This is a genomic window from Streptomyces sp. NPDC090021, assembly GCF_044748225.1.
GTDB lineage: Bacteria > Actinomycetota > Actinomycetes > Streptomycetales > Streptomycetaceae > Streptomyces.
Genome location: NZ_JBIVFO010000013.1, coordinates 106,727 through 133,539, shown reverse-complemented (window position 1 = coordinate 133,539; position 26,813 = coordinate 106,727). Strand labels below are relative to the sequence as shown.

Sequence of the window (26,813 nt, the reverse complement as noted above, 5' to 3'; positions counted from 1 at the left end):
CGGTGTGGACGAGGCGGAAGATCACCGCGCGCGGCGGCTGCGGGCGACCCGGGACCGCTCGATGGCTGCGCGGTAGTGCGCGGCGGTTCCCTCGGCGGCGGCGGCCCACGTGAACCGGGTCAGGACCCGTTCGCGTCCGGCGGCACCGAGACGGGCCCGTAGCCGCGGGTCGCCGAGCATCCGGCCCAGTGCGGCGGCCAGGGCGCCGGCGTCACCGGGCGGCACGGCGAGGCAGGTCTCGCCGTCGGGGCCGGCGACCTCGGGGATCGCACCGCCGGTGGTGGCGACGAGCGGGGTGCCGGTGGCCATGGCCTCGGCCGCCGGGAGCGAGAAGCCCTCGTACAGCGAAGGCACGCACGCCACCTCGGCGCTGCGCACCAGGTCGACGAGCTCGGCGTCGGTGATGCCCTTCACGAAGCGGACGGCGTCCTGGAGGCCGTACGTCTCGATGGCACGGGCGACGGGGCCCTGCTCGGCGCGCTTGCCGACGACGACGAGGTGGGCGTCGGGCTGCTCGGTGCGCAGCTTCGCGAGCGCCTCGACGAGGAAGACGAGGCCCTTGAGGGGGACGTCGGCGCTGGAGGTGGTCACGATGCGGCCGGGGACCTCGGCCACCGAGGCGTCGGGCGACCACAGATCGGTGTCGGCTCCGATGTGCACGACGTGGATGCGCTCGTCACGGACACCGAGATGGTCGGCGATCTCCTGCTTGGAGGATCCGGAGACGGTCAGCACCGACGGCAGCTTGCGGGCCACGCGGCCCTGCATGCGGGTGAAGGCGTACCAGCGGCGTACGGAGGCCCGCTTCATGCGGCCCTGCGCGGCGTCGAGGTCGAGCTTGCGGTCGACGGTGATGGGGTGGTGGATCGTCGTCACCAGCGGGGCGCCGACATCGCCGAGCAGGCCGTAGCCGAGGGTCTGGTTGTCGTGGACGACGTCGAACTCGCCGGCCCGCGCCCGCAGGTGGCGGCGGGCCCGCAGCGAGAAGGTCAGCGGCTCGGGGAAGCCGCCGGTCCACATCGTCGCGACTTCCAGGGCGTCGATCCAGTCCCGGTACTCGTCGCGCCCCGGTGTGCGGAAGGGATCGGGGCTGCGGTACAGGTCGAGGCTCGGGAGTTCGGTGAGCGTGGCGCCCGTGTCGAGCACCGGGTAGGGCTGTGCGCCGATCACCTCGACGGAGTGTCCGAGGCGGACCAGCTCGCGCGAGAGGTGCCGGACGTAGACGCCCTGACCGCCGCAGAACGGGTTCCCCTTGTAGGTGAGGAGGGCGATGCGCAGCGGACGCTCGCCGTCGTCGGCGGGACCCGCGAAAGGGCTCGTCGCCACGGCCTCAGCGGTCACTCTCGGCCCCCTTCTCACTGCGCTTTCGCCGGAGCGTAACCGCTCGGATAATGTAGAACAAGTTTCAGACTTGATCCGTCCAAGAGCATTGAATCTACCGGCCGGAAACCACACCGTAAGAGGTGGAGCAGGTGATTCGCGCCACGACGCGACGCCTGCGATGCTGGCTGCGGATCAGCACCGGAGACAGCCCGCGCAACGACACGGAACGGGACACATGAGTGCGGAAGTGAAGGCCGTCACCACACCGGCGTCGCCTCCCCTGACGGAGCGCCAGGAGGCACGCCGTCGCCGGATCCTGCACGCGAGCGCCCAGCTGGCCAGCCGGGGCGGTTTCGACGCCGTCCAGATGCGCGAGGTCGCCGAGGCGGCCGGCGTGGCGCTGGGCACCCTCTACCGCTACTTCCCCTCCAAGGTGCACCTGCTGGTCGCCACCATGCAGGACCAGCTCCAGCACCTGCACACCACGCTGCGCAAGCGGCCGCCCGCCGGGGAGGAACCGGCGGCCAGGGTCGCGGAGACCCTGATGCGCGCCTTCCGCGCGCTCCAGCGGGAGCCGCAGCTGGCCGACGCGATGGTGCGGGCGCTGACCTTCGCGGACCGCAGCGTGAGCCCCGAGGTCGACACCGTGTCCCGGCTGACCACGGCGATCATCCTGGACGCGATGGGTCTGGAGCACACCCCGACCGCGGAGCAGCTGTCGGCGGTCCGCGTCATCGAGCACACCTGGCACTCCGCACTGATCACCTGGCTGTCGGGCCGCGCCTCGATCGCCCAGGTGAAGATCGACATCGAAACGGTCTGCCGTCTCATCGACCTGACGTCCCCGGAAAAGTCCTGAAGCGACCGCTCCCCCGCCCGGCAGCGCCCGCCCCGGCCTATTCGCTGGACAGCGGGAGGGCAGCCGGTCGATAGTCCGGCCCATGGCTTCTCTCATACGTCACATCACCGTTGACTGTTCCGACGCCTACCGGCTGGGCCGGTTCTGGGCCGCCGTCCTGGACGGCTCGCTGGCGGACGACGACTTCCCCGGGGACCCCGAGGCGCTGGTATCGGCGCCCGGATCGACGCTGCTCTTCGTGACGGTTCCCGACGTCAAGAGCGTCAAGAACCGTGTGCACGTGGACCTCCAGCCGCAGGACCGCACCCGTGACGAGGAGGTCGAGCGCATCCTCGCCCTGGGCGCCACCGTCGTCGGCGATCACCGCAGGCCCGACGGGACCGGGTGGGTGACCCTCGCCGACCCCGAGGGCAACGAGTTCTGTGTCGAGCGGAGCGCCGCCGAGCGGAAGTGAGGCCCCGTGCACGTCTTCGTGAACCGGGTCGACGAGGCAGGACGACGCGTGACCTTTCGCTGCAGGGCTGGGCACGGGAACGCGGTCACCCGCTGGATGGGCGGCCCGCTCCCCCCGCAGGGCACCGACGCCTTCGTCGAACTCACCGTCCCCGCCCCGGTCACCGAGTGGGTTCCCGCGTCACCGACGGCCTCGCAGGACATGGCGATCGGCCCGGACGGGGTGGTCGTGACCGGTGAGGTGCTGGGGGTCGGCGGGCCCGGGGACCCCGTGGTGGAGCTCAGGGTCGGCACGGACGTGGTGCTGGTGGAAGTCGCCTGCGGCGGGGACGGGCCGGAGCCCGGCCGGCGCATCTCGTTCGTGTCATCGCGGATCGAGGCGTACCCGTACGAGCTCTGACGGCCTCGGTCGCGGCCCCCGGGCCGCCGCCACGGAGCGGGGGGCCCGACGGCTCCCGCCCCGCGGCGTCCGGCGCCGGTCCTCCGCCGGACGCCCCCTGGCCTCTACTCCTCCGGAGGGAAGACCGGTTCGCCGGTGGCGGCCAGGGTGATCATGATGGCTTCGACCGGGCAGCCCTCCGCCGCCGTCAGGACCGGTTCGTTCGCGTCCGACTGCGGACTGCGGGGGTGGGACTGGCGCGCCGAGTCCAGGACGAAGCCGTCCGGGGCGTGGTTCACGCACATGCCCGAGCCGATGCACACCCCCCGGTCCACCTCGACCTGCCAGCGGTCGCCCATCAGGCACCCGCCTCGTGGCCCGCGGGCAGGTGGATCATCTTGTGCTCCAGGTACTCGCTCAGGCCCTCCGGGCCGAACTCCCGCCCCAGTCCGCTGTTCTTGTAGCCGCCGAACGGCCCCAGCATGTCCAGGCTGAAGGTGTTCACGTTGAAGGTGCCGGTGCGGATCCGGCGGGCGAAGTCGATGCCGTGTCCGACGTCGCCGGTCCAGACGCTGCCGCTGAGCCCGAAGTCGGAGTCGTTGGCGACCCGTACGGCCTCCTCCTCGTCCCCGTACGGGATCAGGCAGACGACGGGGCCGAAGATCTCCTCGCGGGCGATCCGCATGGTGTTGTCGACGTCGCCGAAGAGGGTGGGCTCCACGTACCAGCCCTGGTCGAGGCCGGCCGGGCGGCCGCCGCCCGCCAGCACCTTCGCGCCCTCCTCCTGGCCGATCCGGATGTAGTCCAAGGAGCGCTGCTGCTGGCGCTGCGCGACGAGCGGGCCGAGCTGCGTCGCCGGGTCGAGCGGGTCGCCGACGACCAGCGCGCCGGCCGCCGCCGCGAGGGCCTCGGCCACCTCCTCGTAGCGGCTGCGGGGGGCGAGGATCCGGGTCTGGGCCACGCAGGCCTGGCCGTTGTTCATCCAGGCGGCGGGCACGATCCCGGCCACGGCGCTCTCCATGTCGGCGTCCGGGAGGACGACGGCGGCGGACTTCCCGCCGAGTTCGAGGGTGACCCGGGTGAGGTTGCGTGCGGCGACCTCCATCACGCGCCGGCCGGCGGCGACCGAGCCGGTGAAGGCGACCTTGTCGATGCCGGGGTGGCCGACGAGGTACTCGCTGACCTCCCGGTCGGCGGGCAGGATCGACAGTACGCCCTCGGGCACTCCGGCCTCGCGCGCGATGTCGGCGAGGATGTAGGAGTCGAGCGGCGCCTCCGGGGAGGGCTTGAGGATCACAGTGGAGCCGGACAGCAGCGCGGGGGCCAGCTTGGCGGCCGCCACGAACTGCGGGACGTTCCACGGGATGACGGCGGCGACGACGCCCACGGGCTCGCGGCGCACCAGGATCGGCCCGAGGACGCCCTGGCGGTGCTCCTCGTACGGGTAGGCGCGCGCGACGGTGATCGCGGCGTCGTAGACCATCATCGGGCCGAGCGCCTGGGCCAGGACGCTCCATGAGTACGGGGAGCCGTTCTGGGAGCTGATCGAGCGGGCTATCTCCTCGTGGCGGACGGCGATGGCGTCCTTGATCCGGGAGACGACCGCGATGCGCTCCTCCAGCGTCATCCGCGGCCAGGGTCCCTCGTCGAAGGCCTTGCGCGCGACGGCGACGGCGCGGTCGACGTCCGCCTCGGAGGCGTGCGGGACGGAGCCGATGACCTGCTCGGTGTGGGGGGAGACGATCCGGATGGTGTCGGTGCCCAGTGGATCCGTCCACTCGCCGCCGATGAACAGCTTTCCGTGGTGCACGAGCTCCGTCATGGCTGAGGCCTCCTGCGGCTTGGCGTTCCCGAACTGATACCAGTTCTAGTTCTAGGAGTCCACGGCCAGGACGGAAGAGCGAAGAAGATCCAACGACTAGCCAGAAGGCCGTAAAGATGGTCGACTTGGGCTACTAATGGAACGCGTTCTCGTCGGAGGACGGTCGACAGGCGGAGGGCTCATGCCGCAGGACACGTCACAGGTCACCGATCACGGCGGAGGCGTGTGGGGGATCAAGGTGCCCATCCCCGACAACCCCCTCGGACACACCCTCGTCCACGTCCTCGACACCGACCGCGGCCCGGTCCTCGTCGACACCGGCTGGGACGACCCCGAGTCATGGGACACCCTCGTCGCCGGCCTCGCCGCACTCGGCATCGCGATCGCCGACGTCCACGGCGTGGTCATCACCCACCACCACCCCGACCACCACGGGCTCTCCGGCCGGGTCCGCGAGGCGTCGGGCGCGTGGATCGCCATGCACGCCGCCGACACCGAGGTCGTCGTCCGCACCCGCTCCGCCGAGCCGCGCGTCTGGTTCGACTACATGAGCGCGAAGCTCACCGCCGCCGGAGCCCCCGAGGAGCACATCGCCCCGCTGCGCGCCGCCCGCGCGAACGGCCGCATGCGGACCCTGCCCGGCCTGCGTGCAGCCGTCCCCGACCGGGAGATCGTCCCAGCCGAACTGCTGCCCCTCGCCGGGCGCCGGCTGCGGGCGATCTGGACACCCGGCCACACCCCCGGCCACGTCTGCCTGCACCTGGAGGAACAGCATCCGGCAAACCTCCCCGGCAACGGCCGCCTCTTCTCCGGCGACCACCTGCTGCCCGGGATCTCCCCGCACATCGGCCTCTACGAGGCCCCCGAGGACACCCGCGTCACCGACCCCCTCGGCGACTACCTCGACTCCCTCGAACGCATCGGCCGCCTCGCGCCCGCCGAGGTGCTCCCCGCCCACCAGCACGCCTTCACCGACGCGCCCGCCCGCGTACGGGAACTGCTCGACCACCACGAGGAACGCCTGTCGGGACTGTGGGAGCTGCTGGCCGAACCGCTGACCCCGTGGGGGCTCGCGGAGCGGATGGAGTGGAACCGGCCCTGGGAGCAGATCCCGTACGGCTCCCGCAACATCGCCGTCTCGGAGGCGGAGGCACATCTGCGGCGGCTGGTGAAGCAGGGCCGCGCCGAGGCGGTCCCCGGCACCGACCCGGTGACGTACCGGGCACTGTGAGGCGGCCCCCGGCAGCCACCCGACAGGTGACGTACCGGACACTGTGAGGCGGCCCCCCGGCTCCCACCCGGTGACGTACCGGGCGCCGCGAGGGCGGGCCGGGCCCGGCCATGATCCAACCCACACCCCCCGGTCCCGGGGCTACGGGCCGGTAGAGTGAGGCGGTCGTCCACACTCCGTACGGGGGGAAGCCGGTGCGATTCCGGCGCTGACCCGCAACCGTGACCCGCCCCGGCACCAGCCCGGCGGGGAGCCGGAATGCCCCGTACCGTAAGTGCGCGGCTCGTGCCGCCGGTCCCCCGGCGGCCGGCACCGTCGAGGAAAACGGAGCCGGAGCCCGGTGCCCGTGCGTGCCTGCCCCGGTTCCCCAGCAGGAGAGGCACCCGCCCCATGACCGTCCGCCGCAGCGCCGCCGCGCTCGCCGCCTCCGCCGTGCTCTGCGTGGGTGTCGCCCCCGCAGCCCTCGCCGACACCGCGCCGCCCTCCCCCTCCGCGCCCCCGGTCATCCCCTCCGGGCTCCACGGCAAGAAGGACCCCACCTACGACGGCGTGTGGCGGCAGTCCTTTGCGCTGCTCGCCCAGGACACCGTGGGCGTCAAGCCCGCCGCGCAGGCCGTGGACTGGCTGGTCGGCCAGCAGTGCGCGAACGGCTCCTTCCCCGCCTTCCGCGCGGACACCTCCAAGGACTGCGACGCGACGGCCTACATCGACTCCAACGCGACGGCCGCGGCCGTGCAGGCGCTGGCCGCGCTCGGCGGCCACGACGACAGCGTCAAGAAGGCGGTCGGCTGGCTGAAGTCCGTACAGAACGAGGACGGCGGCTGGAGCTCCAACCCCGGCGGCGCCATGGACGGCGGCACCGACGCCAACTCGACCGCCATCGTGATCAGCGCCCTGACCGCGGCGGGCGAGAAGCCGGCCGAGACGAAGTCGAAGGCGGGCAAGTCCCCCTACGAGGCGCTGCTCTCCTTCCAGCTGGGCTGCACCGCCGAGCCGGCCACCGACCGGGGCGCCTTCGCGTTCCAGCCGGTCGGCGGCAAGCTGACCGCCAACGCCGACGCCACGGCCGCGGCGACGCTGGCCGGCCTCGGCACGGGCACGGCCGTCGTCCCGTCTGGTACGGACACCCCCGCCGCCCCGCTGACCTGCCCGGCAGCACCCGCCGCGGACCCGGCGGCCGGCGCCGCGGCCGCCGCCCAGGGTGCGGCCGGCTACCTGGCCGAGGCCCTCAGGAAGGACGGCCACCTCACCGCCGTCACCCCGGGTGCGGACCAGCCGACCGCGGACACCGGCAACACCGCCGACGCGGTGATCGCGCTGGCCGCGGCCGGGCACAAGCAGTCGGCGGCGGGCGCGCTGGAGTGGCTGAAGGCCAACTCCGCCGCGTGGGCCAAGGACTCCCCGGCGGCCCTGGGCACCCTGGTCCTCGCCGCGCACGCCACCGGCACCGACCCGAAGTCCTTCGGCGGCACCGACCTGGTGGCCGCGCTGAACGCGACGGGCCCGGCCCCGCAGGGCCCGGACACCGGCGCGACCGAGGTGGACAGCGAGACGAAGGAGCCCTCCGGCGGCCAGAACGTCTGGTGGATCATCGGCGCGGGCGCCGCGGCCGGTGTGGGCATCGGCATCCTGCTGAGCGGCCGCCGGAAGAAGAACCAGCTCTGATGCGCCACCGCCTGCCCGCCGCGGCCCTCGCCCTCGGCATCGCCTTGACCCTGCTGGCCGCCGCTCCGGCGCTGGCGGCCGGCTACCGCTACTGGTCGTTCTGGGACGGCGCGGACGGCGGCCAGTGGTCGTACGCCACGCAGGGGCCGTCCCTGGCCCGCCCCGCGGACGGCTCCGTACAGGGCTTCCGCTTCGCGGTGAGCAAGGACGCGGCGGCCGAGGCGGCGAAGCCCCGGGCCGCAGCCGACTTCGAGGCCGTGTGCGGGGCCACCGCCCCGGTGGAGGGCCGCAAGCGGGTGGCCCTCGTCATCGACTTCGGTGTGCAGGCGGACGCCCCGACGGGCGAAGTGGTGCCGCAGGAGGCCCCGCGCACGGCCTGCGCGCAGCTGGCGCCGGAGGCCACGACGGCCGAGGCGCTGGCGGCGGTCGCGAAGCCGCTGCGCTACAACAGCGCCGCGCTGCTGTGCGCGATCTCGGGCTATCCGCAGCACGGCTGCGGGGAGCAGATGGCGGAGACCGGCGCGGCGCGGGCGTCCGACGGGCCGTCCGGGTCCGCGCCGGGCGGCGGCCCGTCCGCGGGCCTGCTGGTGGGCATCGCCGCGGTCGCCGTCCTGGCCGCCGCGGGTGTCTGGCAGTCCCGCCGCCGGGGCCGATGACGCACCCCGCGCCGCGCCCCGCCGGAGCATCCGCCGGGGCTCCCACCACACTCGGCGGAGCTGCGAACGAAGCCGCGGGCGCGACCGCGGGCGGCCCGCCGCTCGGAGCCGCACCCGGCGGCGGCGTGCCCCCGGCCCGCCGGAGCGCGGCCGCGGCGGACGCGCCGCGCCGGTCGTCGTACGAAAGGTTCAGAGCCCCGCAGGACGGCCGGGCCACCGCCCTGCACGCGGGGGCCTGGTGGCTGTGGGCCCTCGGTCTGGCCACCGCCGCGTCCCGCACGACCAATCCGCTCGTGCTCGGACTGATCGTCGGCGTCGCCGGTTTCGTGGTGGCGGCGCGCCGCACGGACGCGCCCTGGGCCCGTTCCTACGGGGCGTTCCTCAAGCTCGGCCTGTTCGTCATCGGCCTGCGCCTGCTCTTCTCGATGCTCCTGGGCTCGCCCATCCCCGGCACGCACGTCCTGTTCGTCCTGCCGGAGGTCCCGCTGCCCGCGTGGGCGCAGGGCATCCGGTTCGGCGGAAGGGTCACCGCCGAGCAGCTCGTCTTCGCGTTCTACGACGGCGCGAAGCTGGCCGCGCTCCTGGTCTGCGTGGGCGCCGCGAACGCCCTCGCCAATCCGGCGCGGCTGCTGAAGTCCCTGCCGGCCGCCCTGTACGAGGCCGGGGTCGCGGTCGTCGTCGCCATGACCTTCGCGCCGAACATGGTCGCCGACGTCGTGCGCCTGCGCACGGCCCGCCGACTGCGCGGCCGCCCCACCGGCGGCGTCAAGGCCGTCCTGCAGATCGGCCTGCCGGTGCTGGAGGGCGCCCTGGAACGCTCGGTCGCGGTCGCCGCGTCGATGGACGCCCGCGGCTACGGCCGTACGGCGCAGGTCCCGCCGGCCGTCCGGCACACCACCACCGTCCTCACCCTCGGCGGCCTGCTCGGCATGTGCGCGGGGACGTACGGTCTGCTGGCCGCGCAGGGCGCCGCGTACGGGCTGCCCGTGCTCGGCGTCGGCGTGGTCCTGGCGCTGGCGGGGCTGCGGCTCGGCGGGCGCCGGTCGGTGCGCACCCGCTACCGGCCCGACCGGTGGGGTGCGCGCGCGTGGCTGGTCGCCGGTTCCGGGGCGGCCGTCGCGGGCCTGCTCATCCACGCCGGCGGTGTCGATCCGGCCGGTATGCACCCGGGGGTGGTCCCGCTGGTGGCGCCCTCGCTGCCCCTGTGGCCGGCGGCCGCGGTCCTGATCGGCCTGCTGCCCGCCTTCGTGGCACCCGTACCGCCGAAGGAGGCGTCGCAGTGATCCGCTTCGAGCAGGTGTCGGTCAGCTACGACGGCGCCGCCGGCCCTTCGGTGCGGGGCGTCGACCTGGTGGTCCCGGAGGGCGAGCTGACGCTGCTGGTCGGCCCGTCCGGGGTCGGCAAGTCCACTCTGCTGGGGACGGTCTCCGGTCTGGTCCCGCACTTCACGGGCGGCACCCTGCGCGGCCGGGTCACCGTCGCGGGCCGTGACACGCGGACGCACCGGCCGCGGGAGCTCGCGGACGTGGTGGGCACGGTGGGCCAGGATCCCCTGGCCCACTTCGTGACGGACGTGGTGGAGGACGAGCTGGCCTACGGGATGGAGTCCCTGGGCCTGCCGCCCGCGGTGATGCGCCGCCGGGTGGAGGAGACCCTCGACCTGCTGGGCCTGAACGAGCTGCGCGACCGGCCGATCACGACGCTGTCCGGCGGCCAGCAGCAGCGGGTCGCGATCGGCTCGGTGCTGACGACGCACCCGAAGGTGCTGGTGCTCGACGAGCCGACGTCCGCGCTGGACCCGGCGGCGGCGGAGGAGGTGCTGGCGGTCCTACAGCGTCTGGTCCACGACCTGGGCACCACCGTGCTGATGGCGGAGCACCGGCTGGAGCGGGTGGTGCAGTACGCCGACCGCGTCCTGCTGCTGCCCGCCCGCGGCGCGGCGCCGGTGCTGGGCTCCCCGGCGGAGGTGATGGCCCTCTCCCCGGTGCACCCGCCGGTGGTCGCCCTGGGCCGCCTCGCGGGCTGGTCCCCGCTCCCCCTGTCGGTCCGCGACGCCCGCCGCCGGGCCGCGCCGCTGCGCACCCGTCTCACGCCCGCGGCGGGCTCCGTCCCGGGCGACCCGGTACCGCCCCTGGCCGCGCCCGCCCGCGCCGCCGCTTCCCGGGCTCTGCCCGGACCCGGGGGCGGCGCCCCCGGCAACGGCGCCGCACCCGGACTGTTCGCCCGCCTGCTGCGCCGCGGCAAGCCGCACCCCGCCGAGCCCGCCGCAGGTGACACCGCTCGGGTGCGCAACCTCGGCGTGCGCCGCGACTCCCGCCAGGTCCTGCACGGCATCGACCTCACGGTGGCGCCCGGCGAGACGATCGCGCTGATGGGCCGCAACGGCGCCGGCAAGTCCACCCTGCTCTCCGCCCTCGTCGGCACGCTCGCCCCCACCACCGGGGAGGTGACCGTCGGCGGCCGGACCCCGCACCGTACGCCGCCGCCCGAGATGGTGCGCCGCGTCGGACTCGTCCCGCAGGAACCCCGGGACCTGCTGTACGCCGACACGGTCGCCGCCGAGTGCGCCGCCGCCGACTCCGATGCCGGGGCACCGCCCGGTACCTGCCGTGACCTGGTGTCGGAGCTGCTGCCGGGCGTCGTCGACGAGACGCATCCGCGTGATCTCTCCGAGGGGCAGCGTCTGGCCCTGGCGCTGGCGCTGGTCCTCACGGGCCGGCCCGCCCTGCTGCTGCTCGACGAGCCCACGCGCGGCCTGGACTACGCCGCCAAGGCCCGCCTGGTCGAGGTCCTGCGCGCGCTGGCCGCCGAGGGGCACGCCGTCGTCCTGGCCACGCACGACGTGGAGCTCGCCGCCGAGCTGGCCGACCGCGTGGTGATCCTGGCGGGCGGCGAGGTGGTCGCGGACGGTCCGACGGCGGAGGTCGTGGTGTCCTCGCCGGCGTTCGCGCCGCAGGTCGCGAAGGTGCTGGCGCCGGGGAAGTGGCTCACCGTGGGCCAGGTCACGCGGGCCCTGGACGCGGCGGGTGCCGGAGGGACCGCCTCGTGAGCCGCCCGACCCCCGCGAACCGGGTGAGCCGCCCGACCCCCGCGAACCAGGCAAACCGGGTGAGCCGGGCGAGCCGTCCGGTCCGGATCGGCCCCCGGGCCGCCGCCGTCCTGGTGCTGGTCACCGTCATCGGCGTCGCGGCCTTCGGCTGGCCGCTCCTCGCCGACCAGCAGTCGGGGCTGCTCGCGCACTCCCAGGACGCCCCGTGGCTCTTCGCGGCGCTGCTTCCACTCCTCGTCGGTGTCGTCGTGGCGACGATCGCCGACGACGGCATGGACGCGAAGGCGGTGGCGATGCTGGGTGTGCTCGCCGCCGTCGGGGCGGCGCTGAGACCACTGGGCGCGGGCACGGCCGGCCTGGAGCCGATGTTCTTCCTGATGGTGCTGGCCGGCCGGGTGCTCGGCCCGGGCTTCGGTTTCGTCCTCGGCTCGGTGACGATGTTCGCCTCCGCCCTGCTGACGGGCGGGGTCGGGCCGTGGATGCCGTTCCAGATGCTCACGATGGGCTGGTTCTCGCTGGGGGCGGGACTGCTGCCGGGTCCGGAGCGGATCCGCGGCCGGGCGGAGCTGCTGATGCTGGCCGCGTACGGCTTCGCGGGCGCCTTCGCGTACGGCGTGGTCATGAGCCTGCAGGGCTGGACGATCATCCCGGGTGAGGGGCAGGCCATCTCGTTCCGGCCGGGGGAGCCGTTGGCCGCGAACCTCGCGCGGTTCGTCGCGTACTACCTGGCGACCTCGCTGGGCTGGGACCTGGGCAGGGCGACGCTGACCGTCGTACTGACGCTCGCGCTGGGCGGCACGCTGCTGCGGGCCTTGCGGCGGGCCACACGGAAGGCCGCCTTCGATGCGCCCGTCACCTTCGATCCGGGGGCGAAGACGGCTGGGGACCTGCCACTTACAGGTGTACGTCCGGCCACCGAGGGTGAGTTCGAGGGCCCTCGCCGGTGAGGCGGCCCACAGGACGCAGGTCACATACGAGGGCGGGTAGTAGGCCGCGGGATGCCCGTCAGCCCTCTTTTCACCCGGTTCGCGCGTGGGTCGACGGCCCTCGGTGTGGGGGGTGGACTAGTAGGCGGGTCCTTTGCCAGGGCGCCGGGGCGTCGGTAGAACTGGATGAGTCGCACGGCGGCCGGGGTGCTCCACCCCCCGCCGACGAACCCCTCTCCCTCGCGTGAGTGGCTCACGCACGCCCTCGGCATGCGTGCGACCGCCCTTGTCCCCTTCGGAAGGTTCATCCGTGTCCAACGCTGTCATCCGCCGCATCGCCGCTTCCAAGAAGACCCTCGTCGGTTCCGTCCTCGCCCTGGGCGTCGCCGGTTCCATGCTGGCCGCGGTTCCCGCGCAGGCCGCTCCGACGGGTGCGAAGGCGATCGCCCAGCAGATGATCAAGGACCCGGCGCAGTTCGCGGCCTTCGACAAGATCGTCTCGCACGAGAGCGGCTGGAACCACACCGCCACGAACTCCTCCTCCGGCGCGTACGGCCTGGTCCAGGCCCTGCCGGCCTCGAAGATGGCCTCCGCCGGCGCGGACTGGAAGACCAACCCGGCCACCCAGATCAAGTGGGGCCTGGACTACATGAACGAGCGCTACGGCAGCCCCGTCGCGGCCTGGAACTTCTGGCAGGCCAACCACTGGTACTGAGCCGTCGCCCGTGGCAGCGGACATTCGAAGGCCCCGGTGGCCGGCCTCCCCAGGTCCGGCCACCGGGGCCTTCTGCATCCCATCCCACGGGATCGCGTGCGCCCTGCGCGCGGGGGTGTGCGCGCGGAGCGCGGTCAGAGGCGCTGGATGATCGTCCCGGTCGCCTGTGCGCCGCCGGCGCACATGGTGATCAGGGCGAACTCCTTGTCGCGGCGTTCCAGCTCGTGCAGTGCGGTGGTGATCAGGCGGGCGCCGGTGGCGCCGACGGGGTGGCCGAGGGCGATGCCGCCGCCGTTGACGTTGACCTTCTCCAGGTCCTGGTCGAAGACCTTGGCCCAGCTGAGGACGACGGAGGCGAAGGCCTCGTTGATCTCGACGAGGTCGATGTCCTTGAGGGACATCCCGGCCTTGCCGAGCACGGCCCGCGTCGCGTCGATCGGCCCGTCCAGGTGGTAGTGGGGGTCGGCGCCGACGAGCGTCTGGGCGACGATCCGGGCGCGCGGCTTGAGCTTGAGGGCGCGGGCCATCTTGCGCGAGGCCCACATCACGGCGGCGGCGCCGTCGGATATCTGCGAGGAGTTCCCGGCGGTGTGCACGGCGGTCGGCATCACGGGCTTGAGCCGGGCCAGGGCCTCCATGCTGGTGTCGCGCAGGCCCTCGTCCCGGTCCACCAGGCGCCACATGCCCTGTCCGGCGGCCTGCTCCTCCTCCGTGGTGGGCACCTGCACGGCGAAGGTCTCGCGCTTGAACCGCTCCTCGGCCCAGGCGGTGCCCGCCCGCTCCTGGGAGAGCAGGCCGAGGCGGTCGACGTCCTCGCGGGTCAGGCCCCGGTTGCGGGCGATGCGTTCGGCGGCCTCGAACTGGTTGGGGAGGTCGACGTTCCACTCGTCCGGGAAGGGCTTGCCCGGGCCGTGCTTGGAGCCCGACCCCAGCGGTACCCGGCTCATGGCCTCGACGCCGCAGGCGATGCCGATGTCCATGACCCCGCCGGAGATCATGTTGGCGACCATGTGGTTGGCCTGCTGCGAGCTGCCGCACTGGCAGTCCACGGTCGTCGCGGCGGTCTCGTACGGGAGCCCCATGGCGAGCCAGGCGGTGCGGGCGGGGTTCATCGACTGCTCGCCGGCGTGGGTGACGGTGCCGCCGACGATCTGCTCGACGCAGTCCGGCCGGATCGCGGTACGGGCGAGGAGCTCGCGGTAGGTCTCGCCGAGCAGATAGGCGGGATGGAGGTTGGCGAGCGCGCCTCCGCGCTTGCCGATCGGGGTGCGTACGGCTTCGACGATGACGGGTTCCGCGGCCATGAGCTCGTCCTCTCCTGCACAGCGCCAGCGCGGCGGGCCGTCCCGGCGCCCCGCCCTGAACTAGTACGCGTTCTAGTTCTATCCGCAGTCTCGTGACCCCGGGCCCGGCACGCAAGGGTCTTGCACGCGGCCTGCACGGATTCCACACGCAACAGGTGGCGCGCCGACCCTTGTCACTTCTGGAACTCGTTACTACCTTCAAGCCAACTTCTGATGGTCCGTCAGACTTTGGAGTTGCCCGATGTCCTGCCCCGCGCTCCCCGACGGCTTCGACGCCACCGACCCCGACCTGCTCCAGAGCCGGGTCCCCCACCCGGAGTTCGCACGGCTGCGGCGGACCGCCCCCGTGTGGTGGTGCCCTCAGCGCCGGGGGGTCACCGGTTTCGACGACGAGGGCTACTGGGCCGTGACCCGGCACGCGGACGTCAAGTACGTCTCCACGCACCCCGAGCTGTTCTCCTCGACCACCAACACCGCGATCATCCGCTTCAACGAGCACATCCAGCGCGACGCGATCGACGCCCAGCGTCTGATCATGCTGAACATGGATCCGCCGGAACATTCCCGCGTACGCCAGATCGTGCAGCGCGGTTTCACCCCGCGCGCCATCCGCGGCCTGGAGGATGCGCTGCGCGACCGGGCCCGCAGGATCGTCGAGGAGGCCTCGGCCACGGCGGCGGACGGGAGTTTCGACTTCGTCACGCAGGTGGCGTGCGAGCTTCCGCTGCAGGCCATCGCCGAGCTGATCGGCGTACCGCAGAAGGACCGCTCCAAGATCTTCGACTGGTCGAACAAGATGATCGCCTACGACGACCCGGAGTACGCGATCACGGCCGAGGTCGGCTCCAACGCCGCCATGGAGCTCATCGGTTACGCGATGAACCTCTCCGCGCAGCGCAAGGAGTGCCCGGCCCAGGACATCGTCACCCAGCTGGTGGCCGCCGAGGGCCAGGGCAACCTGGGCTCCGACGAGTTCGGCTTCTTCGTGCTGCTGCTGGCGGTCGCGGGCAACGAGACCACGCGCAACGCCATCAGCCACGGCATGCACGCCTTCCTGACCCATCCCGAGCAGTGGGAGCTCTACAAGGCGACCCGGCCGTCCACCGCCGCGGAGGAGATCGTCCGCTGGGCCACCCCAGTGGTGTCCTTCCAGCGCACCGCCACCCGGGACACCGAGCTCGGCGGCCAGAAGATCAGGGCGGGAGACCGGGTGGGGATGTTCTACTCCTCCGCCAACCACGACCCCGAGGTCTTCGAGAACCCGGACGTCTTCGACATCACGCGCGACCCGAACCCGCACCTGGGCTTCGGCGGCGGCGGTCCGCACTTCTGCCTCGGCAAGTCCCTCGCCGTGATGGAGATCGACCTGATCTTCAACGCCCTGGCCGACGCCCTGCCCGACCTGCGGCTGGCCGGCGAGGGGCCGCGCCGACTGCGGGCGGCCTGGCTCAACGGCATCAAGGAACTCCGGGTCAGCCACGGCTGACCCGTGCACCAGGACGGCAGGGGACGCTCCTCCCACGCCCCGGCCCCTGCCGTCCGCCGTCCGCCGTCCGGGGGGGCCTACGGGCCGGCCTCTGTTCGAGTGGCGGACCGGCCCGAACGGGGTGATCCTGACTCACAGCGGCGATCCAGCCGAAGGGGCGCCGGGGCGATGTGCGCCCCGGCGCCCCTTCGGCCTGCGCCCGCCGCACGGCCGGGTCGGCGGGACCTCTAGGGGCGCGATCCGGCGACGGGTTCGGCGGCGGCCGTCGCGGATGCGGGGGCCGTCGCGGATGCGGGGGCCGTCGCCCGGTCCGCGGCGTCCCCGTCCGGCTGCGCGGGGAGGCCCAGGTGCAGGCCGCGCGGCCCGGACAGGACGTGGACGAGTCCAAAGCCGGCGGTCACGACGACCGCTCCGCCGACCGCGTCCAGCACCCAGTGGTTGGCGGTGGCGACGATCGCGCACACCGTGATCAGCGGGTGCAGGGCGCCCAGCAGCTTCTGCCAGCCCTTCGGCGCCAGCACCACGATCACGATCCCGCACCACAGCGACCAGCCGAAGTGCAGCGAGGGCATCGCCGCGTACTGGTTGGAGATCGCGGTCATGGCCCCGTACGAGGGGTTGGCCAGATCCTGCGGGCCGTGGACGGTGTCGACGAAGCCGAGGCCCGGCATCAGGCGCGGCGGCGCGAGCGGGTAGAGCCAGAAGCCGACGAGGGCGAGGACCGTGGCCAGGCCCAGGGAGGCGCGGGCCCAGCGGTAGTCGCCGGGGCGCCGCCAGTACAGGACCGCCAGGATCGTCAGCGGGACCACGAAGTGGAAGGAGGTGTAGTAGAAGTTGAAGAAGGCCTCCAGCCAGGGCGTGTCCACCACGGCGCGGTTCACCGCGTGCTCGATGTCGATGCCCAGCACCCGCTCGATCCCGAGGATCTGACCGCCGTTGCCCTCGGCGAGGGAGCGGCTGGTGGGGGCGGCCGCCCTGATGTGGGAGTAGAGCGAGTAGCCGACCCGTATCAGCAGGAGTTCCAGCAGCAGGTTCGGGCGGGACAGCACGCGCCGCCAGAACGGCAGCAGCGGCACGCGCGACCAGCGGGCCGCCGCCGGCCGCCCGTAGTCGGTGGGTACGGGATCGCGCCAGTACGGGGACGAGCGCGGCAGGAACGGCACCGCGCAGGCCGCCGCCACCGCGACGAGCAGCAGCACGTTGTCCCGTACGGGAGCCAGCGCGGCCAGGTTCGGCAGCAGCACCGCACTCGGCAGGGTCACGGCGAGGACCACCGCGACCGGCCACACGCGCCGGTCGGCGGCGCGCCTGCCCACCTTGCCGGCCACGGCGAGCAGCACCCACAGCAACTGGTGGCGCCAGCCGGTCGGGGACACGGCGACGGCGGCGCAGCCGGTGACGGCGACGGCGAGCAGCAGTTGGCCGTCGCGGGCGTAGCGGACGGCGCGGCGCAGGCCGAACCAGACGACGGCGCCCGCGAGGGCGGCGTAGAGGAGGACCTCGGCCGGTCCGGTCAGGCCCAGGCGCAGCAGCGCTCCGTGCACGGACTGGTTGGCGAGGCCGTCGGGGGCGCCACCGAGGCCGGTGCCGGCCAGGTGCCGGACCCAGTACGTCCAGGAGTCGCGTGGCAGGGCCGCCCACGACAGGGCGGTGGCCGCGGCGAAGGTCACGGCGGCGGTTTGGGCGGCGGGGCGGCGCCCGGTCAGCCACAGCAGCGGGGCGAAGAGCAGCAGTGCGGGCTGGAGCGCGGCGACGAGGCCGACGAGGAGGCCGGCGGGCCGGTCGCCGGGCACCCGGAAGACGGCGAGGAGCAGAAGCAGGACGGGGACGACGGCGGTCCGGCCGGGTGCGGCGGCTTCACGGACGGGCAGCGAAACCATCATCAGGGCGGTGAGGACGGGCGCGGCGAGCAGCGCGGTGCGCCGCGGCACCGGGTCGGGCAGGCCGCGGGCGGCGACGAGGCCGATGGCTGCGACGCACAGCAGCGTCACGCAGGTCCAGGTCACCTCCAGGGAGGGGGCGGCGAGACCGGCGATCGGCCTGAGGACCAGCCCGGCGAAGGGAGTGCCGGCGAACTGGCCGGAGGCGTAGAGCGAGCCTCCGGCGCCGCCGCCCGCGCCGCCGGAGGCCGGAAGGCTGCCGGGGAGGTCGAAGCCGCCCAGCCACTCGGCCGGCGGCACGCGCAGCACCGCGGCGGCCTGTCTGACGGCGAGGGCGCCGGCCAACGCCCACAGCAGGAGCCTCGCCGCGCCGAGTCTGCTGCCGTCGCCTATGCCCCCGGCATGTCCGTTAGCTGTGCCGTGCTCCGCCGCGTTCGCCACGCCCCGCCGGCCTCCCGCCCCTGTTGACCGCAACCCCGACTTCGCCTGGCTGCCGCGCTCCCTTACCCGCACGACGATATCCCCCGCGGGATCCCCGGGACGGCTCGATGGGCATCGTGACGGCCCGCGGACGGCGCCACGGCCCTCGCGTACGGGCTCACCTGGGACGATCTCCGTCTGGCCGGCCCGGCAGAGACAAGTGGTGCGCGAGAGGCCGACCGGGCGGGCGGGGATCGCGGCGGATGCGGCGGATGCGGCGAGGGCGGTGAAGGCTGCGTGCAGGTGACGCGGTCGGCTCCGGGGGCTCCCGCGTAGCGTGGGAACACAGGAGGTGAGGGTCATGACCGGACCGATACTGACCGAGGTCAGCGCGGTCGTCCCGGCCGGCCGCGAAGCGGACCTCGTCACGGCCTACGGTGAGCTCGTCGCACGCCCGCTGCCCGAAGGACTGATCCGAACCGAGTTGCTGAGCGGGCCGGACGGGCGCTGGCGGATCCAGACGCTGTGGCGGGACCTCGCCGCCCTCGACGCCATGCGCGCGGCCCCCGAGGGCCCGGCAGCACCTCGGCTCTTCCGTGACGTGGGCGCTGAACCCGAACTCGCGCTGTTCGACGTCAGAGTCCGCTACACCGCCCCCGGCGCATAGCCGGTGGGGTCGCGCCCCGTGCTGTCGGCGGGGTCGGAGATCGACGATCAGAGGGGAGCCGCGCACCGGCAGGGGCGCGGCGGCGTGGGGCGCCCCGGCAGCCGGACCGGTCGGGCCCACCCCCTTTGCGGCCGTTCCGCCCCTCGGGCCGTTCCACGCTCTCGGGCCGACGACCGACAGACGTCGATCCCGCCGCGCCACGGGGGAGGCCGGCCCACCGTCCTCACGGTGCTTTGACCGGGGGATGTAGGAAACTGCACGCACGTGATCAAGGCCGGGTGCAGTGCCCGGCCTGTGTTTCCCGAGAGGTGTCATGTGCCCAGCATCGTGAAGATCAACGTGCTGACGGTTCCCGCCGAGCAGCGGGAGGTCCTGGAGCGGCGCTTCGCGTCGCGGGCCGGGGCGGTGGAGAGTTCGGACGGGTTCGAGTGGTTCGAGCTGCTGCGCCCCGTCGAGGGCACCGACCAGTACCTCGTCTACACGCGGTGGCGTTCGGAGGAGGACTTCCAGGCGTGGATGGAGGGGCCGATGAAGGCTGCTCACCAGGGTGGCGGCGGGGCGGGCGGCCAGGCCGGTGCGGAGCGTCCGGCACCGGCGGCTTCGGCTTCGACGGTGTGGTCGTTCGAGGTCGTGCAGCAGGCGGCGCCGAAGCAGGCCTGACACCTACCGGCCGGGCGCCTGGAGCGCGCGCGGGCGCCCGTACCCCGCTCCGCCGCCCCGGGGGGATGCCGCCGAGCGGTCTCCCCGGCGGTCTTCCCGGGCGTCGTCCCGAGCGGTCTTCCCGGGCGGGCGAGCGGGGACGGCCGCACAGGTCGGGCGGGGCGGAGTCGGGACCGGGGGGCGGAGTCGGGACCGGGGGGGGGCGGGGTCGGGACCGGGGGTCGGAGTCGAAGTCGGGTCAGCTCCAGAAGGTGTCTTCCTCGTCGATGTCCGCCGTGCACTGGTCGATGTCGGTGATCTTGTGGCCGACGATCGTGAAGAAGAGTCCTTGGCGGATCTCGATACCGCGGTCACCACGGTCGGCGCGCGCCGTGTGGAAGCTCATCACGTGTCCCCGGCCGTCCGCCAGCACGGACTCCAGGTGGACCTGGAAGGTGCCCTTCGTCTCCTCGCCGAGGCGGCGGTAGAAGTCGAGGACGTGTTCCCGGCCCTTGTGGTGCCCGGACATGGGGTTGTCACCGGGCACGTGGTGGATGACGTCGGCGGTCATGAGCGCGCCGAGCGCGTCCATGTCGCCCGTGCCGAAGGCCTCGTAGCCGCGGCGGATCAGGGCACAGTCCGGATGTTCTGCCATGGCGTTTCACACCCTCCAAGTTCACAGAATGTCCATTTTTCCTATCATCAGCCCGCCATTGTGGATATTCCACGCGGGAGATCGCGCGCCAACTCCACAATGACGCCATGACCACTCACAGCGAACACCTCATGCCGACGCCGTCCGCTCGCGCGGCGTGGACCGTGTCCCCGGAACCGTTCACGACGGGCGACGCCACCCGGCTGCGCCGTGCCTATTACGCCGAGGTCGCCGGCCGGTACTGGAAACGCGAGGTCACCGAGGCCGAGATCGACCAGGGGCTGGTGGACTTCCCGGACGACGGGCTGGAACCGCCGACGGGGCAGTTCGTCGTGGGCCGCCTGGAGGGCGAGGCACTCGCGTGCGGCGGCGTCCGGATGCTCGACGCGAAGACCGCAGAGCTCACCAGGGTGTATGTGGACCGGCGCGCCCGCGGTACCGGCGGCGGGGCGGCCCTGCTCCGGTGCCTGGAGGCGGAGAGCCGTGCGCTGGGCGCGGAGCTGATCCGGCTGGACACCCGGTCGGACCTGGTGGAGGCGCGCGCGTTGTATGCGCGCAACGGCTATCACGAGATACCCGCGTACAACTCCGGCCCGTATGCGGAGCACTGGTTCGAGAAGCGCCTGGTCTGATCCGCGAGGGCTGCAGCGGGCCTAGGGTGCGGCGTGGTCGCGCCGGGGCTCGGCGTCGTAGGGCTCCTCGGCGTCGGATCCGCACAGCTCCGTGTTGATTTCCTCGACCAGCTTGACGAGGTCGGTCGGGCGGTCGGGACCCCACCAGTCGCCGAGGAGTGCGGCGAGGGACTCCTGCCGGGCCGCGCTGAGCTTCGCGGCGGCTTCGCTTCCCTTCCCGGTCAGGACCAGCGGCAGCCCGTCCCGGACGGCGAGTCCGCGCTCTTCGATCTGGCGGGCGGCATCGGTGATCACCTTCACCGGCACGTTGACGCGCTCGGCGAGGAGCGCCGGTTCCGCCGAGCCGTATTTGTTGATCCGCAGCAGCAGCCAGCTGGAGGCGGGCAGCAGGTCGTAGCCGGCCTTCTCGGTGATCTTCTCGTAGACGTGGTGGCGGCCTTCGCGGGTGCCGAGGACGGACAGCGCGCGGGCCACCTCGTCGTGGGAGGAGCGCTGGACGGGGTTGGAGGCCAGGGTCTCGGTGACGTCGGGGGCGGTGACGGAGGCGCGGAGCGTGTCCTCCTTCAGGAAGCAGGCGAGCACGAAGGCGACCAGGACGACAGGGACGGCGTAGAGGAAGACGTCGGTGATGGCGGTGGCGTAGGCGTCGAGGACGCGGGGCCGGAGGTCTGCGGGGAGTGCGCCGATGGCCCGGGGGTCCGCCTCCAGCTGGGGGATGCCGGCGTCGGCGGGGAGGGTGACGCCGGCCAGGGAGGCGGACAGTTTGTCGTCGAGCCGGCTGGTGAAGACCGTGCCGAAGATCGCGACGCCGAAGGAGGCGCCGATGGAGCGGAAGAAGGTGGCACCCGAGGTGGCGACACCGAGGTCGGCGTAGCTGACGGCGTTCTGCACGACGAGGACGAGGACCTGCATGACCAGGCCGAGTCCGGCGCCGAAGACGAAGAAGTAGACGCTCATCTCCCAGGTGGAGCTGGTGCGGTGCAACTGGTGGAGGAGGAGCAGGCCGATGGCGGTGACGGCGGTGCCGGCGAGCGGGAAGACCTTCCAGCGACCGGTCCGGCTGACGATCTGCCCGGAGGCGGTGGAGGAGATCAGCATGCCGATGACCATCGGCAGCATGTGGACGCCGGACATGGTGGGCGACACGCCCTGGACGATCTGGAGGAAGGTCGGCAGGTAGACCATCGCGCCGAACATCGCGAAGCCGACGACGAAGCTGATCGCCGAGCAGAGGGTGAAGGTGCGGATACGGAAGAGCTTCAGCGGCAGGACCGGTTCGGCTGCTGTGCGCTCGACGTGGAGGAAGGCGGCGAGCAGCAGGACGCCGAGGACGGCGATGCCGATGATCCGGGCCGAGCCCCAGCCCCAGGTGGCGCCGAGTGAGGCGACGAGGACGAGGCAGGTGGCGACGCAGGCGATGAGGAAGGTGCCGAGGTAGTCGATGGTGTGCTTCGAGGACCGCGCCGGGATGTGGAGGGCGGCGGCGATGACGACGAGGGCGACGAGACCGATGGGGAGGTTGATGTAGAAGACCCAGCGCCAGGACAGGTTGTCGACGAACAGGCCGCCCAGGAGGGGGCCCAGCACGCTGGTCGCGCCGAAGACGCCGCCGAAGAGGCCCTGGTACCGGCCTCGTTCACGGGGCGGGACGATGTCGCCGACGATCGCCATCGACAGCACGATCAGCCCGCCGCCGCCCAGGCCCTGCAGGGCGCGGAAGCCGATGAGCTGGGGCATGTCCTGGGCCAGTCCGCACAGTGCCGACCCGATCAGGAAGAGGACGATGGCGTATTGGAAGAGCTTCTTGCGGCCGTACTGGTCTCCGAGCTTGCCCCACAGCGGGGTGGCGGCGGTGGCGGCGAGCATGTAGGCGGTGACGACCCAGGAGAGGTGGGCCATGCCGCCGAGGTCGCTGACGATGGTCGGCAGGGCGGTGGAGACGATGGTCTGGTCGAGTGCCGCGATCAGCAGACCCAGGAGCAGTGCGCCGATGGGGACGAGCACCTCGCGGGAGCGGTGCTCACCTGCGGGGCCGGGCTTCTGCGGGCCGGGAAGGGGGTCCACAGCACCTCTGGTCGCATCCTGAGCCATCGATTCCTCCTCCGGCCGGATCAACATTTCCATCCTGAGCGGTGTGTCCGGTTATGGCCTCTCGGGCGGTTGGGAGGGCTGCGACGGGTCTGCATAATCGCAGGCAATGGCCAGGGGAGGGAGTCCCAGTGAACGGTGAGCACTGTCCGAATTGCGACGCTGCCGGCGCCGCCTGCGGGTGCGCGCCGGGTGTGGGTTTCAACCCTCTGCGCATCCGTCCGTACGTGACGTTGTCCGATCCGGGCGAGCTTCCCGCGGAGGCCGTCCCGCCGTCGCCGCAGCCCGTGGCCGGCGCGGTCGCCCCGCCGCACGCGGCTGCCGCGGGCCCGCACGCGGCGGCGGAGGACGACACTCCGGCGTACGGGACACCCGTGGCGCCTGCGGCCGGGCCGTGGCAGGCCGGCCCGTGGCGGCCAGGTGCTCCTGCGGCCTCGTCGGACCCGACGGAGACGGTCCAGCTCCGTGCGGTCCCCTCGGCCGGCCCGGCACCGGACGGAGGAGAGGGTGGGGGTGGGGGCGGGGGCGGGGGCCCGGAGGAGTGGTCGAACCGGCCTTCCCGACGACGGCCGCTGGCCCTGCTGGTCGGCGCCGCGGCGGCCGTGGCCGTCAGTGGCACGGCCGTGGCGGTGTGGGTGCTTCCCGCTTCCTCGGACGGCGATACGGCCCTGGTGGAGGCGAAGGCCTCGGCGCCCGCGGTGAGCGCGGCTCCGGCCGCGCCGTCCGGCAGCCCGAGCCGGATCTCCGCCTCCCCCTCGGCCTCCGCGTCGCCGAGCGCTTCGAAGTCCTCGTCCCCGTCGCCGTCGCCGTCGCCGAGCGCGTCCCGGTCGGCTTCCTCCACACCGCCGTCGCCGAGCGCGTCGCCCAGCGCGAGCCGTTCCTCCAGCCCGCCGCCGCCCGCCCCGGCCCCGGTCCTGCGCTACGGGGATTCGGGTCCGGAGGTGGAGAAGCTCCAGCGGCTGCTGGCGGGGCAGGGGCTGTACGGGGGCAGGTTCCACGGAAAGTTCGACTGGCGGGTCGAGAGGGCGCTGTCGGAGTTCCAGTACGACCACGGGATCGACGACGAGGAGTGGGGCGTCTACGGGCCGGTGACCCGCAAGGCGCTGGAGGGGTAGGCCCAGGGGCAGGTCGGTGCAGCGCGGTGCGGCGCGGCGCGGCGCGGTGAAGCGGATCGGGGCGGGGCGCGACACCGCGAGGAGTCAGGTCGGACGCTGGGCGGAAACACAACTGGAGAGGCGGCGCGGCGCCCCGGGACCGGGCGCGACAGGGGTCACAGGCCCTTGAGTGGCGCAGACCGTCCCGCGTTTTGTATCGTGGAGGAACAAAGTGGTTCCGTCCGCACTCCCTGACCGGTGGACGGAACCACTTGTTCTCTTTTCTCGCCCGTCTGGAGCCCCGTCGATGCCGGCCAGCACCACCACGACCACCGCACCCGCAGTCCTCTCCGCCAAGGCCCTGCTTCTGGACATGGACGGCACGATCGTCAATTCCGACGCGGTGGTCGAGCGCTGCTGGCGCGACTGGGCGCTCTCCCACGGGCTGGATCCGGAGGAGGCCCTGAAGGTGGTCCACGGCCGCCAGGGCTACGCCACCATGGCGGTGCTGCTGCCGGACCGCCCCATGGAGATCAACCTCACCGAGAACGCCGAGATGCTGGCGCGCGAGACGGCCGACACCGACGGTGTGGTCCCGGTCGCGGGCGCCCCGGCCTTCATGGCCGCGATCGACGGTCTGCCGCACGCCCTGGTCACGTCCGCCGATGCCGCTCTGGCCACCGCCCGGATGACGGCCGCCGCGCTGCCGATGCCCGAGGTGCGGGTCACGGCCGAGTCCGTCGGTGCCAGCAAGCCTGACCCCGAGGGCTTCCTCAAGGGTGCCGCCGCACTGGGAGTGGACCCGGCCGACTGCATCGTCTTCGAGGACTCGGCTGCGGGTATCGCCGCGGGCCGGGCGGCCGGCATGCGCGTGATCGGCGTGGGCCCCCGCGCCGCCGCGCACGGCCCGACGGCGCACGTCCCGGACCTGACGTTTCTCGATGTCACGGTCGGCCCCGACGGCTCGATCCGCCTCGCGCTGCTGACGGAGCGCGGGGACACGCCCGCGCTGTAGCGCGAGGAGCGAAGACCGGGGCCCCGGCCCCGCCTAGCGCCCGCGCCCGCCTGCCCGCCCGTGCCCGCCGTGCGTGCGTGCCCGCCGTGCGTGCGTGCCCGCCGGCCGTGCGTGCCGCCTGCTCCCGGCCGCCTACTGCCCCACGCGCCCGTCGATGCGCTCCCGCAGGAAGTCCGCGTGGCCGTTGTGGCGGGCGTACTCCTCGATCATGTGGACGAGCACCTCACGGAGTTCCATCGGCTCACCGCCGCAGTCGCCCGTGACGTCCATCCCGGGAGCCTGCGCGACGAGCCGTTCCGCGAAGGCGACCTCGGCCCGCCAGGTCGTCCATGCGTCGGCGACCAGTTCCGGGTCGGCCACCGCGCCGGTGAACTCCCCGGCGGGCTCCTCCTCCGTCCGGTAGTGACGGCGTACGTCCTGTCCCGCCATGACCTGCCGGAACCAGTACTGCTCCACCCCCGCGAGGTGGCGTACGAGCCCCAGCAGGGAGAGGTCGGACGGCGCCACCGAGCGCCGCGCCAGAGCCTCCGCGCCGAGGCCCGCGCACTTGAGCTCCAGGGTGAGCCGCTGATCGCGGAGGTAGCCGGCGAGTACGTCCCGCTCGCCCCGGAAGCCGCCGTCGGTACGGGTGTCCTCATCGGGGTGGACGAACATGTTGGACCAGCCGAAACGGCGGTCCGGGGCAGGCGCGGCACCAGGGCCGGGACCGGTGCCGGCGCCGGGTCCGGGTCCGGTGGCCGTGGCGGAGGTCGAGTCGATCACGCGCAGAGCGTGCCACCGGGGCGCGCCGTGCGCAAAGGAGTTTCCGCCGGGCCACCCGACCGGGCCGGGACCGCGCAGGGCGTCCGGGCGGTCAGCCCGCGATCGCCTCGTACAGCGAGAAGACGGCCAGCGCCGCCATCACGGCCGCCGCGATCTTGGTGATCAGTCGCAGCGGTACGTACTTCATCAGGGTGCGACCGCCCAGGATGCCGATGCCCGCGACCGCCCACAGGGCCAGCACGGCGCCGATCCCGACGGAGACGGGGTCGTCGTACCGCGCTGCCAGGTTGGCGGTCATGATCTGGGTCAGGTCACCGAACTCCGCCACCAGGATCAGCATGAAGCCGGCCCCGGAGACCTTCCAGAAGGACTGGTCGGCGGGCGGCTTGATCTCCTCGTCCCCGTCGTCCTTCTTCAGCAGCAGCATGGCCGCGCCCAGGAGGAAGAGGACGCCGACCACGGCCTGGACGAGGCGGTGCGGGAGCAGGGTGAGCACACTGCCGGCCGCAATGGCGAGGGCGACGTGCACGGCGAAGGCGGCGGCGACGCCCGCGAAGACGTAGGAGGCGCGGTAGCGGGTGCCGAGCATCAGGCCGGCGAGGGCCGTCTTGTCGGGGAGTTCGGCGAGGAAGACGACGCCGAAGGCGATCGCCGTGATGCTGAAGCTGAACACGGAGGTGGACCTCAATCGGTCGGGCAGGACGCCGTCGGTACCGAGAGACCTGGGGTGTGTCAGGGGTCGCTTCGGCTCGGCGGCGCCCTGGCTTGCGCGTGCACGTACGGAACGCGCCCACGCCGGGACAGGACACTGCGGCCGAAGGTCTCGCTGGCCGGCCGCTGCTCGCTGCCTGCCTCCGGGCGCCGGCTGGGTGACCCAGCAGTATGTCGACGGTCCGGCGAAGAGCTACTCCCCTTCTGCTCCGAACAGGGTACGTGACGCCGACGGCCGGCCGGAATGGGTCTTCGGTCCCGGCCTGCCCGGCCTCACCCCTGGCCGTTCTTCCACCACGCCCGCCCGTCAGCCTGCCCGCCCGCCAACCAGCCGCGGAACGTCAAATTCCATTTAAATCAGGGGCCTTGAATGGCTTGATGT

25 protein-coding genes and 1 riboswitch are annotated in these 26,813 nt (G+C 73.1%); of the genes, 16 read left to right on the top strand and 9 right to left on the bottom strand.

Features of this window, described 5'->3' with window-relative positions; genetic code table 11:
- Window positions 1–21 precede the first annotated feature (21 nt).
- Window positions 22–1,341: a glycosyltransferase family 4 protein gene (locus tag ACIPXC_RS13080; protein ID WP_401616358.1), complete on the bottom strand. Its 1,320-nt coding sequence runs from the start codon at window positions 1,339–1,341 to the stop codon at window positions 22–24.
- Between the two features lie 217 nt (window positions 1,342–1,558).
- On the opposite strand from ACIPXC_RS13080, the gene ACIPXC_RS13075 reads away from it, so the two are divergent.
- The 3 genes from ACIPXC_RS13075 (at window position 1,559) to ACIPXC_RS13065 (ending at window position 3,035) form a co-directional block, all read left to right on the top strand.
- On the top strand, window positions 1,559–2,182 hold the full coding sequence (locus ACIPXC_RS13075) for a TetR family transcriptional regulator (protein WP_401616356.1): 624 nt from the start codon (window positions 1,559–1,561) through the stop codon (window positions 2,180–2,182).
- 82 nt (window positions 2,183–2,264) lie between these two features.
- Entirely contained in the window at window positions 2,265–2,636 is a 372-nt protein-coding gene (locus ACIPXC_RS13070; protein ID WP_401616354.1) for a VOC family protein, read from the top strand.
- 48 nt (window positions 2,637–2,684) lie between these two features.
- Window positions 2,685–3,035: a hypothetical protein gene (locus ACIPXC_RS13065; RefSeq protein ID WP_401616352.1), complete on the top strand. Its 351-nt coding sequence runs from the start codon at window positions 2,685–2,687 to the stop codon at window positions 3,033–3,035.
- Window positions 3,036–3,139: 104 nt separating this feature from the next.
- On the opposite strand, the gene ACIPXC_RS13060 is transcribed toward ACIPXC_RS13065, so the two are convergent.
- The gene (locus ACIPXC_RS13060) at window positions 3,140–3,373 is read right to left on the bottom strand and encodes a ferredoxin (protein WP_030656932.1); all 234 of its coding nucleotides are present in this window, start codon (window positions 3,371–3,373) and stop codon (window positions 3,140–3,142) included.
- Window positions 3,373–4,836, bottom strand: coding sequence for an aldehyde dehydrogenase (locus ACIPXC_RS13055; RefSeq protein WP_401616350.1), 1,464 nt, complete (start codon window positions 4,834–4,836; stop codon window positions 3,373–3,375). The genes ACIPXC_RS13060 and ACIPXC_RS13055 overlap by 1 nt, the downstream gene beginning before the upstream one ends.
- Before the next feature lie 181 nt (window positions 4,837–5,017).
- Between ACIPXC_RS13055 and ACIPXC_RS13050 the strand changes: the two genes are divergently transcribed.
- The 7 genes from ACIPXC_RS13050 (at window position 5,018) to ACIPXC_RS13020 (ending at window position 13,078) form a co-directional block, all read left to right on the top strand.
- The gene (locus ACIPXC_RS13050; protein WP_401616349.1) at window positions 5,018–6,067 is read left to right on the top strand and encodes an MBL fold metallo-hydrolase; all 1,050 of its coding nucleotides are present in this window, start codon (window positions 5,018–5,020) and stop codon (window positions 6,065–6,067) included.
- A 184-nt stretch (window positions 6,068–6,251) separates the two neighbouring features.
- Window positions 6,252–6,331: riboswitch (cobalamin riboswitch) on the top strand.
- Window positions 6,332–6,457: 126 nt separating this feature from the next.
- A complete protein-coding gene (locus ACIPXC_RS13045; RefSeq protein WP_401616347.1) occupies window positions 6,458–7,732 on the top strand; it encodes a prenyltransferase/squalene oxidase repeat-containing protein in 1,275 nt (424 codons plus the stop codon).
- Window positions 7,732–8,388 (top strand): SCO2322 family protein, encoded by a 657-nt coding sequence (locus ACIPXC_RS13040; protein WP_401616345.1) that lies wholly within the window; start codon window positions 7,732–7,734, stop codon window positions 8,386–8,388. The genes ACIPXC_RS13045 and ACIPXC_RS13040 overlap by 1 nt, the downstream gene beginning before the upstream one ends.
- The gene (locus ACIPXC_RS13035; protein WP_401616344.1) at window positions 8,385–9,671 is read left to right on the top strand and encodes an energy-coupling factor transporter transmembrane component T; all 1,287 of its coding nucleotides are present in this window, start codon (window positions 8,385–8,387) and stop codon (window positions 9,669–9,671) included. Before ACIPXC_RS13040 ends, ACIPXC_RS13035 begins: the two co-directional genes overlap by 4 nt.
- Window positions 9,668–11,437, top strand: coding sequence for an ABC transporter ATP-binding protein (locus tag ACIPXC_RS13030; RefSeq protein ID WP_401616342.1), 1,770 nt, complete (start codon window positions 9,668–9,670; stop codon window positions 11,435–11,437). Before ACIPXC_RS13035 ends, ACIPXC_RS13030 begins: the two co-directional genes overlap by 4 nt.
- A gap of 23 nt (window positions 11,438–11,460) precedes the next feature.
- Window positions 11,461–12,384, top strand: coding sequence for an ECF transporter S component (locus ACIPXC_RS13025; RefSeq protein WP_401616450.1), 924 nt, complete (start codon window positions 11,461–11,463; stop codon window positions 12,382–12,384).
- 289 nt (window positions 12,385–12,673) lie between these two features.
- The gene (locus tag ACIPXC_RS13020) at window positions 12,674–13,078 is read left to right on the top strand and encodes a transglycosylase SLT domain-containing protein (protein WP_401616340.1); all 405 of its coding nucleotides are present in this window, start codon (window positions 12,674–12,676) and stop codon (window positions 13,076–13,078) included.
- 134 nt (window positions 13,079–13,212) lie between these two features.
- On the opposite strand, the gene ACIPXC_RS13015 is transcribed toward ACIPXC_RS13020, so the two are convergent.
- Complete coding sequence (locus tag ACIPXC_RS13015; RefSeq protein ID WP_401616338.1) at window positions 13,213–14,382, bottom strand: steroid 3-ketoacyl-CoA thiolase; 1,170 nt, start codon at window positions 14,380–14,382, stop codon at window positions 13,213–13,215.
- Window positions 14,383–14,623: 241 nt separating this feature from the next.
- Here ACIPXC_RS13015 and ACIPXC_RS13010 point away from each other — a divergent pair, with 241 nt between their 5' ends.
- Window positions 14,624–15,868 carry a cytochrome P450 gene (locus ACIPXC_RS13010; RefSeq protein WP_401616336.1) on the top strand — a complete coding sequence of 415 codons (1,245 nt, stop codon included), beginning with the start codon at window positions 14,624–14,626 and terminating at the stop codon, window positions 15,866–15,868.
- A 227-nt stretch (window positions 15,869–16,095) separates the two neighbouring features.
- Here ACIPXC_RS13010 and ACIPXC_RS13005 read toward each other — a convergent pair whose 3' ends face one another.
- Window positions 16,096–18,189 (bottom strand): bifunctional glycosyltransferase 87/phosphatase PAP2 family protein, encoded by a 2,094-nt coding sequence (locus tag ACIPXC_RS13005; protein WP_401616334.1) that lies wholly within the window; start codon window positions 18,187–18,189, stop codon window positions 16,096–16,098.
- A gap of 340 nt (window positions 18,190–18,529) precedes the next feature.
- Here ACIPXC_RS13005 and ACIPXC_RS13000 point away from each other — a divergent pair, with 340 nt between their 5' ends.
- Together ACIPXC_RS13000 and ACIPXC_RS12995 are read left to right on the top strand one after the other, a co-directional pair.
- Window positions 18,530–18,835: a hypothetical protein gene (locus ACIPXC_RS13000; protein ID WP_401616332.1), complete on the top strand. Its 306-nt coding sequence runs from the start codon at window positions 18,530–18,532 to the stop codon at window positions 18,833–18,835.
- Between the two features lie 315 nt (window positions 18,836–19,150).
- Window positions 19,151–19,495, top strand: a complete 345-nt coding sequence (locus ACIPXC_RS12995; protein ID WP_401616330.1) for an antibiotic biosynthesis monooxygenase family protein — start codon at window positions 19,151–19,153, stop codon at window positions 19,493–19,495.
- Between the two features lie 238 nt (window positions 19,496–19,733).
- Here ACIPXC_RS12995 and ACIPXC_RS12990 read toward each other — a convergent pair whose 3' ends face one another.
- Window positions 19,734–20,129, bottom strand: a complete 396-nt coding sequence (locus ACIPXC_RS12990; RefSeq protein ID WP_401616328.1) for a nuclear transport factor 2 family protein — start codon at window positions 20,127–20,129, stop codon at window positions 19,734–19,736.
- 107 nt (window positions 20,130–20,236) lie between these two features.
- Between ACIPXC_RS12990 and ACIPXC_RS12985 the strand changes: the two genes are divergently transcribed.
- Window positions 20,237–20,761, top strand: a complete 525-nt coding sequence (locus ACIPXC_RS12985) for a GNAT family N-acetyltransferase (RefSeq protein ID WP_401616326.1) — start codon at window positions 20,237–20,239, stop codon at window positions 20,759–20,761.
- Between the two features lie 21 nt (window positions 20,762–20,782).
- Here ACIPXC_RS12985 and ACIPXC_RS12980 read toward each other — a convergent pair whose 3' ends face one another.
- Window positions 20,783–22,852, bottom strand: coding sequence for a DHA2 family efflux MFS transporter permease subunit (locus ACIPXC_RS12980; RefSeq protein ID WP_401616324.1), 2,070 nt, complete (start codon window positions 22,850–22,852; stop codon window positions 20,783–20,785).
- 191 nt (window positions 22,853–23,043) lie between these two features.
- Between ACIPXC_RS12980 and ACIPXC_RS12975 the strand changes: the two genes are divergently transcribed.
- Together ACIPXC_RS12975 and ACIPXC_RS12970 are read left to right on the top strand one after the other, a co-directional pair.
- Complete coding sequence (locus ACIPXC_RS12975; RefSeq protein WP_401616322.1) at window positions 23,044–23,964, top strand: peptidoglycan-binding protein; 921 nt, start codon at window positions 23,044–23,046, stop codon at window positions 23,962–23,964.
- A gap of 286 nt (window positions 23,965–24,250) precedes the next feature.
- A complete protein-coding gene (locus ACIPXC_RS12970) occupies window positions 24,251–24,958 on the top strand; it encodes an HAD-IA family hydrolase (protein ID WP_401616321.1) in 708 nt (235 codons plus the stop codon).
- 132 nt (window positions 24,959–25,090) lie between these two features.
- On the opposite strand, the gene ACIPXC_RS12965 is transcribed toward ACIPXC_RS12970, so the two are convergent.
- Together ACIPXC_RS12965 and ACIPXC_RS12960 are read right to left on the bottom strand one after the other, a co-directional pair.
- The gene (locus ACIPXC_RS12965; protein WP_401616448.1) at window positions 25,091–25,612 is read right to left on the bottom strand and encodes a DinB family protein; all 522 of its coding nucleotides are present in this window, start codon (window positions 25,610–25,612) and stop codon (window positions 25,091–25,093) included.
- Between the two features lie 199 nt (window positions 25,613–25,811).
- Window positions 25,812–26,393: a TMEM165/GDT1 family protein gene (locus ACIPXC_RS12960; RefSeq protein WP_030027439.1), complete on the bottom strand. Its 582-nt coding sequence runs from the start codon at window positions 26,391–26,393 to the stop codon at window positions 25,812–25,814.
- Window positions 26,394–26,813 lie beyond the last annotated feature (420 nt).

Excerpts from the sequence above, each read along its gene's own strand:
- ACIPXC_RS13075 (WP_401616356.1), top strand. The coding sequence starts at position 1,559 with ATGAGTGCGGAAGTGAAGGCCGTCACCACACCGGCGTCGCCTCCCCTG.
- ACIPXC_RS13070 (WP_401616354.1), top strand. The coding sequence starts at position 2,265 with ATGGCTTCTCTCATACGTCACATCACCGTTGACTGTTCCGACGCCTAC.
- ACIPXC_RS13060 (WP_030656932.1), bottom strand. The coding sequence starts at position 3,373 with ATGGGCGACCGCTGGCAGGTCGAGGTGGACCGGGGGGTGTGCATCGGC.
- ACIPXC_RS13055 (WP_401616350.1), bottom strand. The coding sequence starts at position 4,836 with ATGACGGAGCTCGTGCACCACGGAAAGCTGTTCATCGGCGGCGAGTGG.
- ACIPXC_RS13050 (WP_401616349.1), top strand. The coding sequence starts at position 5,018 with ATGCCGCAGGACACGTCACAGGTCACCGATCACGGCGGAGGCGTGTGG.
- ACIPXC_RS13045 (WP_401616347.1), top strand. The coding sequence starts at position 6,458 with ATGACCGTCCGCCGCAGCGCCGCCGCGCTCGCCGCCTCCGCCGTGCTC.
- ACIPXC_RS13040 (WP_401616345.1), top strand. The coding sequence starts at position 7,732 with ATGCGCCACCGCCTGCCCGCCGCGGCCCTCGCCCTCGGCATCGCCTTG.
- ACIPXC_RS13035 (WP_401616344.1), top strand. The coding sequence starts at position 8,385 with ATGACGCACCCCGCGCCGCGCCCCGCCGGAGCATCCGCCGGGGCTCCC.
- ACIPXC_RS13015 (WP_401616338.1), bottom strand. The coding sequence starts at position 14,382 with ATGGCCGCGGAACCCGTCATCGTCGAAGCCGTACGCACCCCGATCGGC.
- ACIPXC_RS13010 (WP_401616336.1), top strand. The coding sequence starts at position 14,624 with ATGTCCTGCCCCGCGCTCCCCGACGGCTTCGACGCCACCGACCCCGAC.
- ACIPXC_RS13000 (WP_401616332.1), top strand. The coding sequence starts at position 18,530 with ATGACCGGACCGATACTGACCGAGGTCAGCGCGGTCGTCCCGGCCGGC.
- ACIPXC_RS12990 (WP_401616328.1), bottom strand. The coding sequence starts at position 20,129 with ATGGCAGAACATCCGGACTGTGCCCTGATCCGCCGCGGCTACGAGGCC.
- ACIPXC_RS12985 (WP_401616326.1), top strand. The coding sequence starts at position 20,237 with ATGACCACTCACAGCGAACACCTCATGCCGACGCCGTCCGCTCGCGCG.
- ACIPXC_RS12980 (WP_401616324.1), bottom strand. The coding sequence starts at position 22,852 with ATGGCTCAGGATGCGACCAGAGGTGCTGTGGACCCCCTTCCCGGCCCG.
- ACIPXC_RS12970 (WP_401616321.1), top strand. The coding sequence starts at position 24,251 with ATGCCGGCCAGCACCACCACGACCACCGCACCCGCAGTCCTCTCCGCC.
- ACIPXC_RS12965 (WP_401616448.1), bottom strand. The coding sequence starts at position 25,612 with ATGTTCGTCCACCCCGATGAGGACACCCGTACCGACGGCGGCTTCCGG.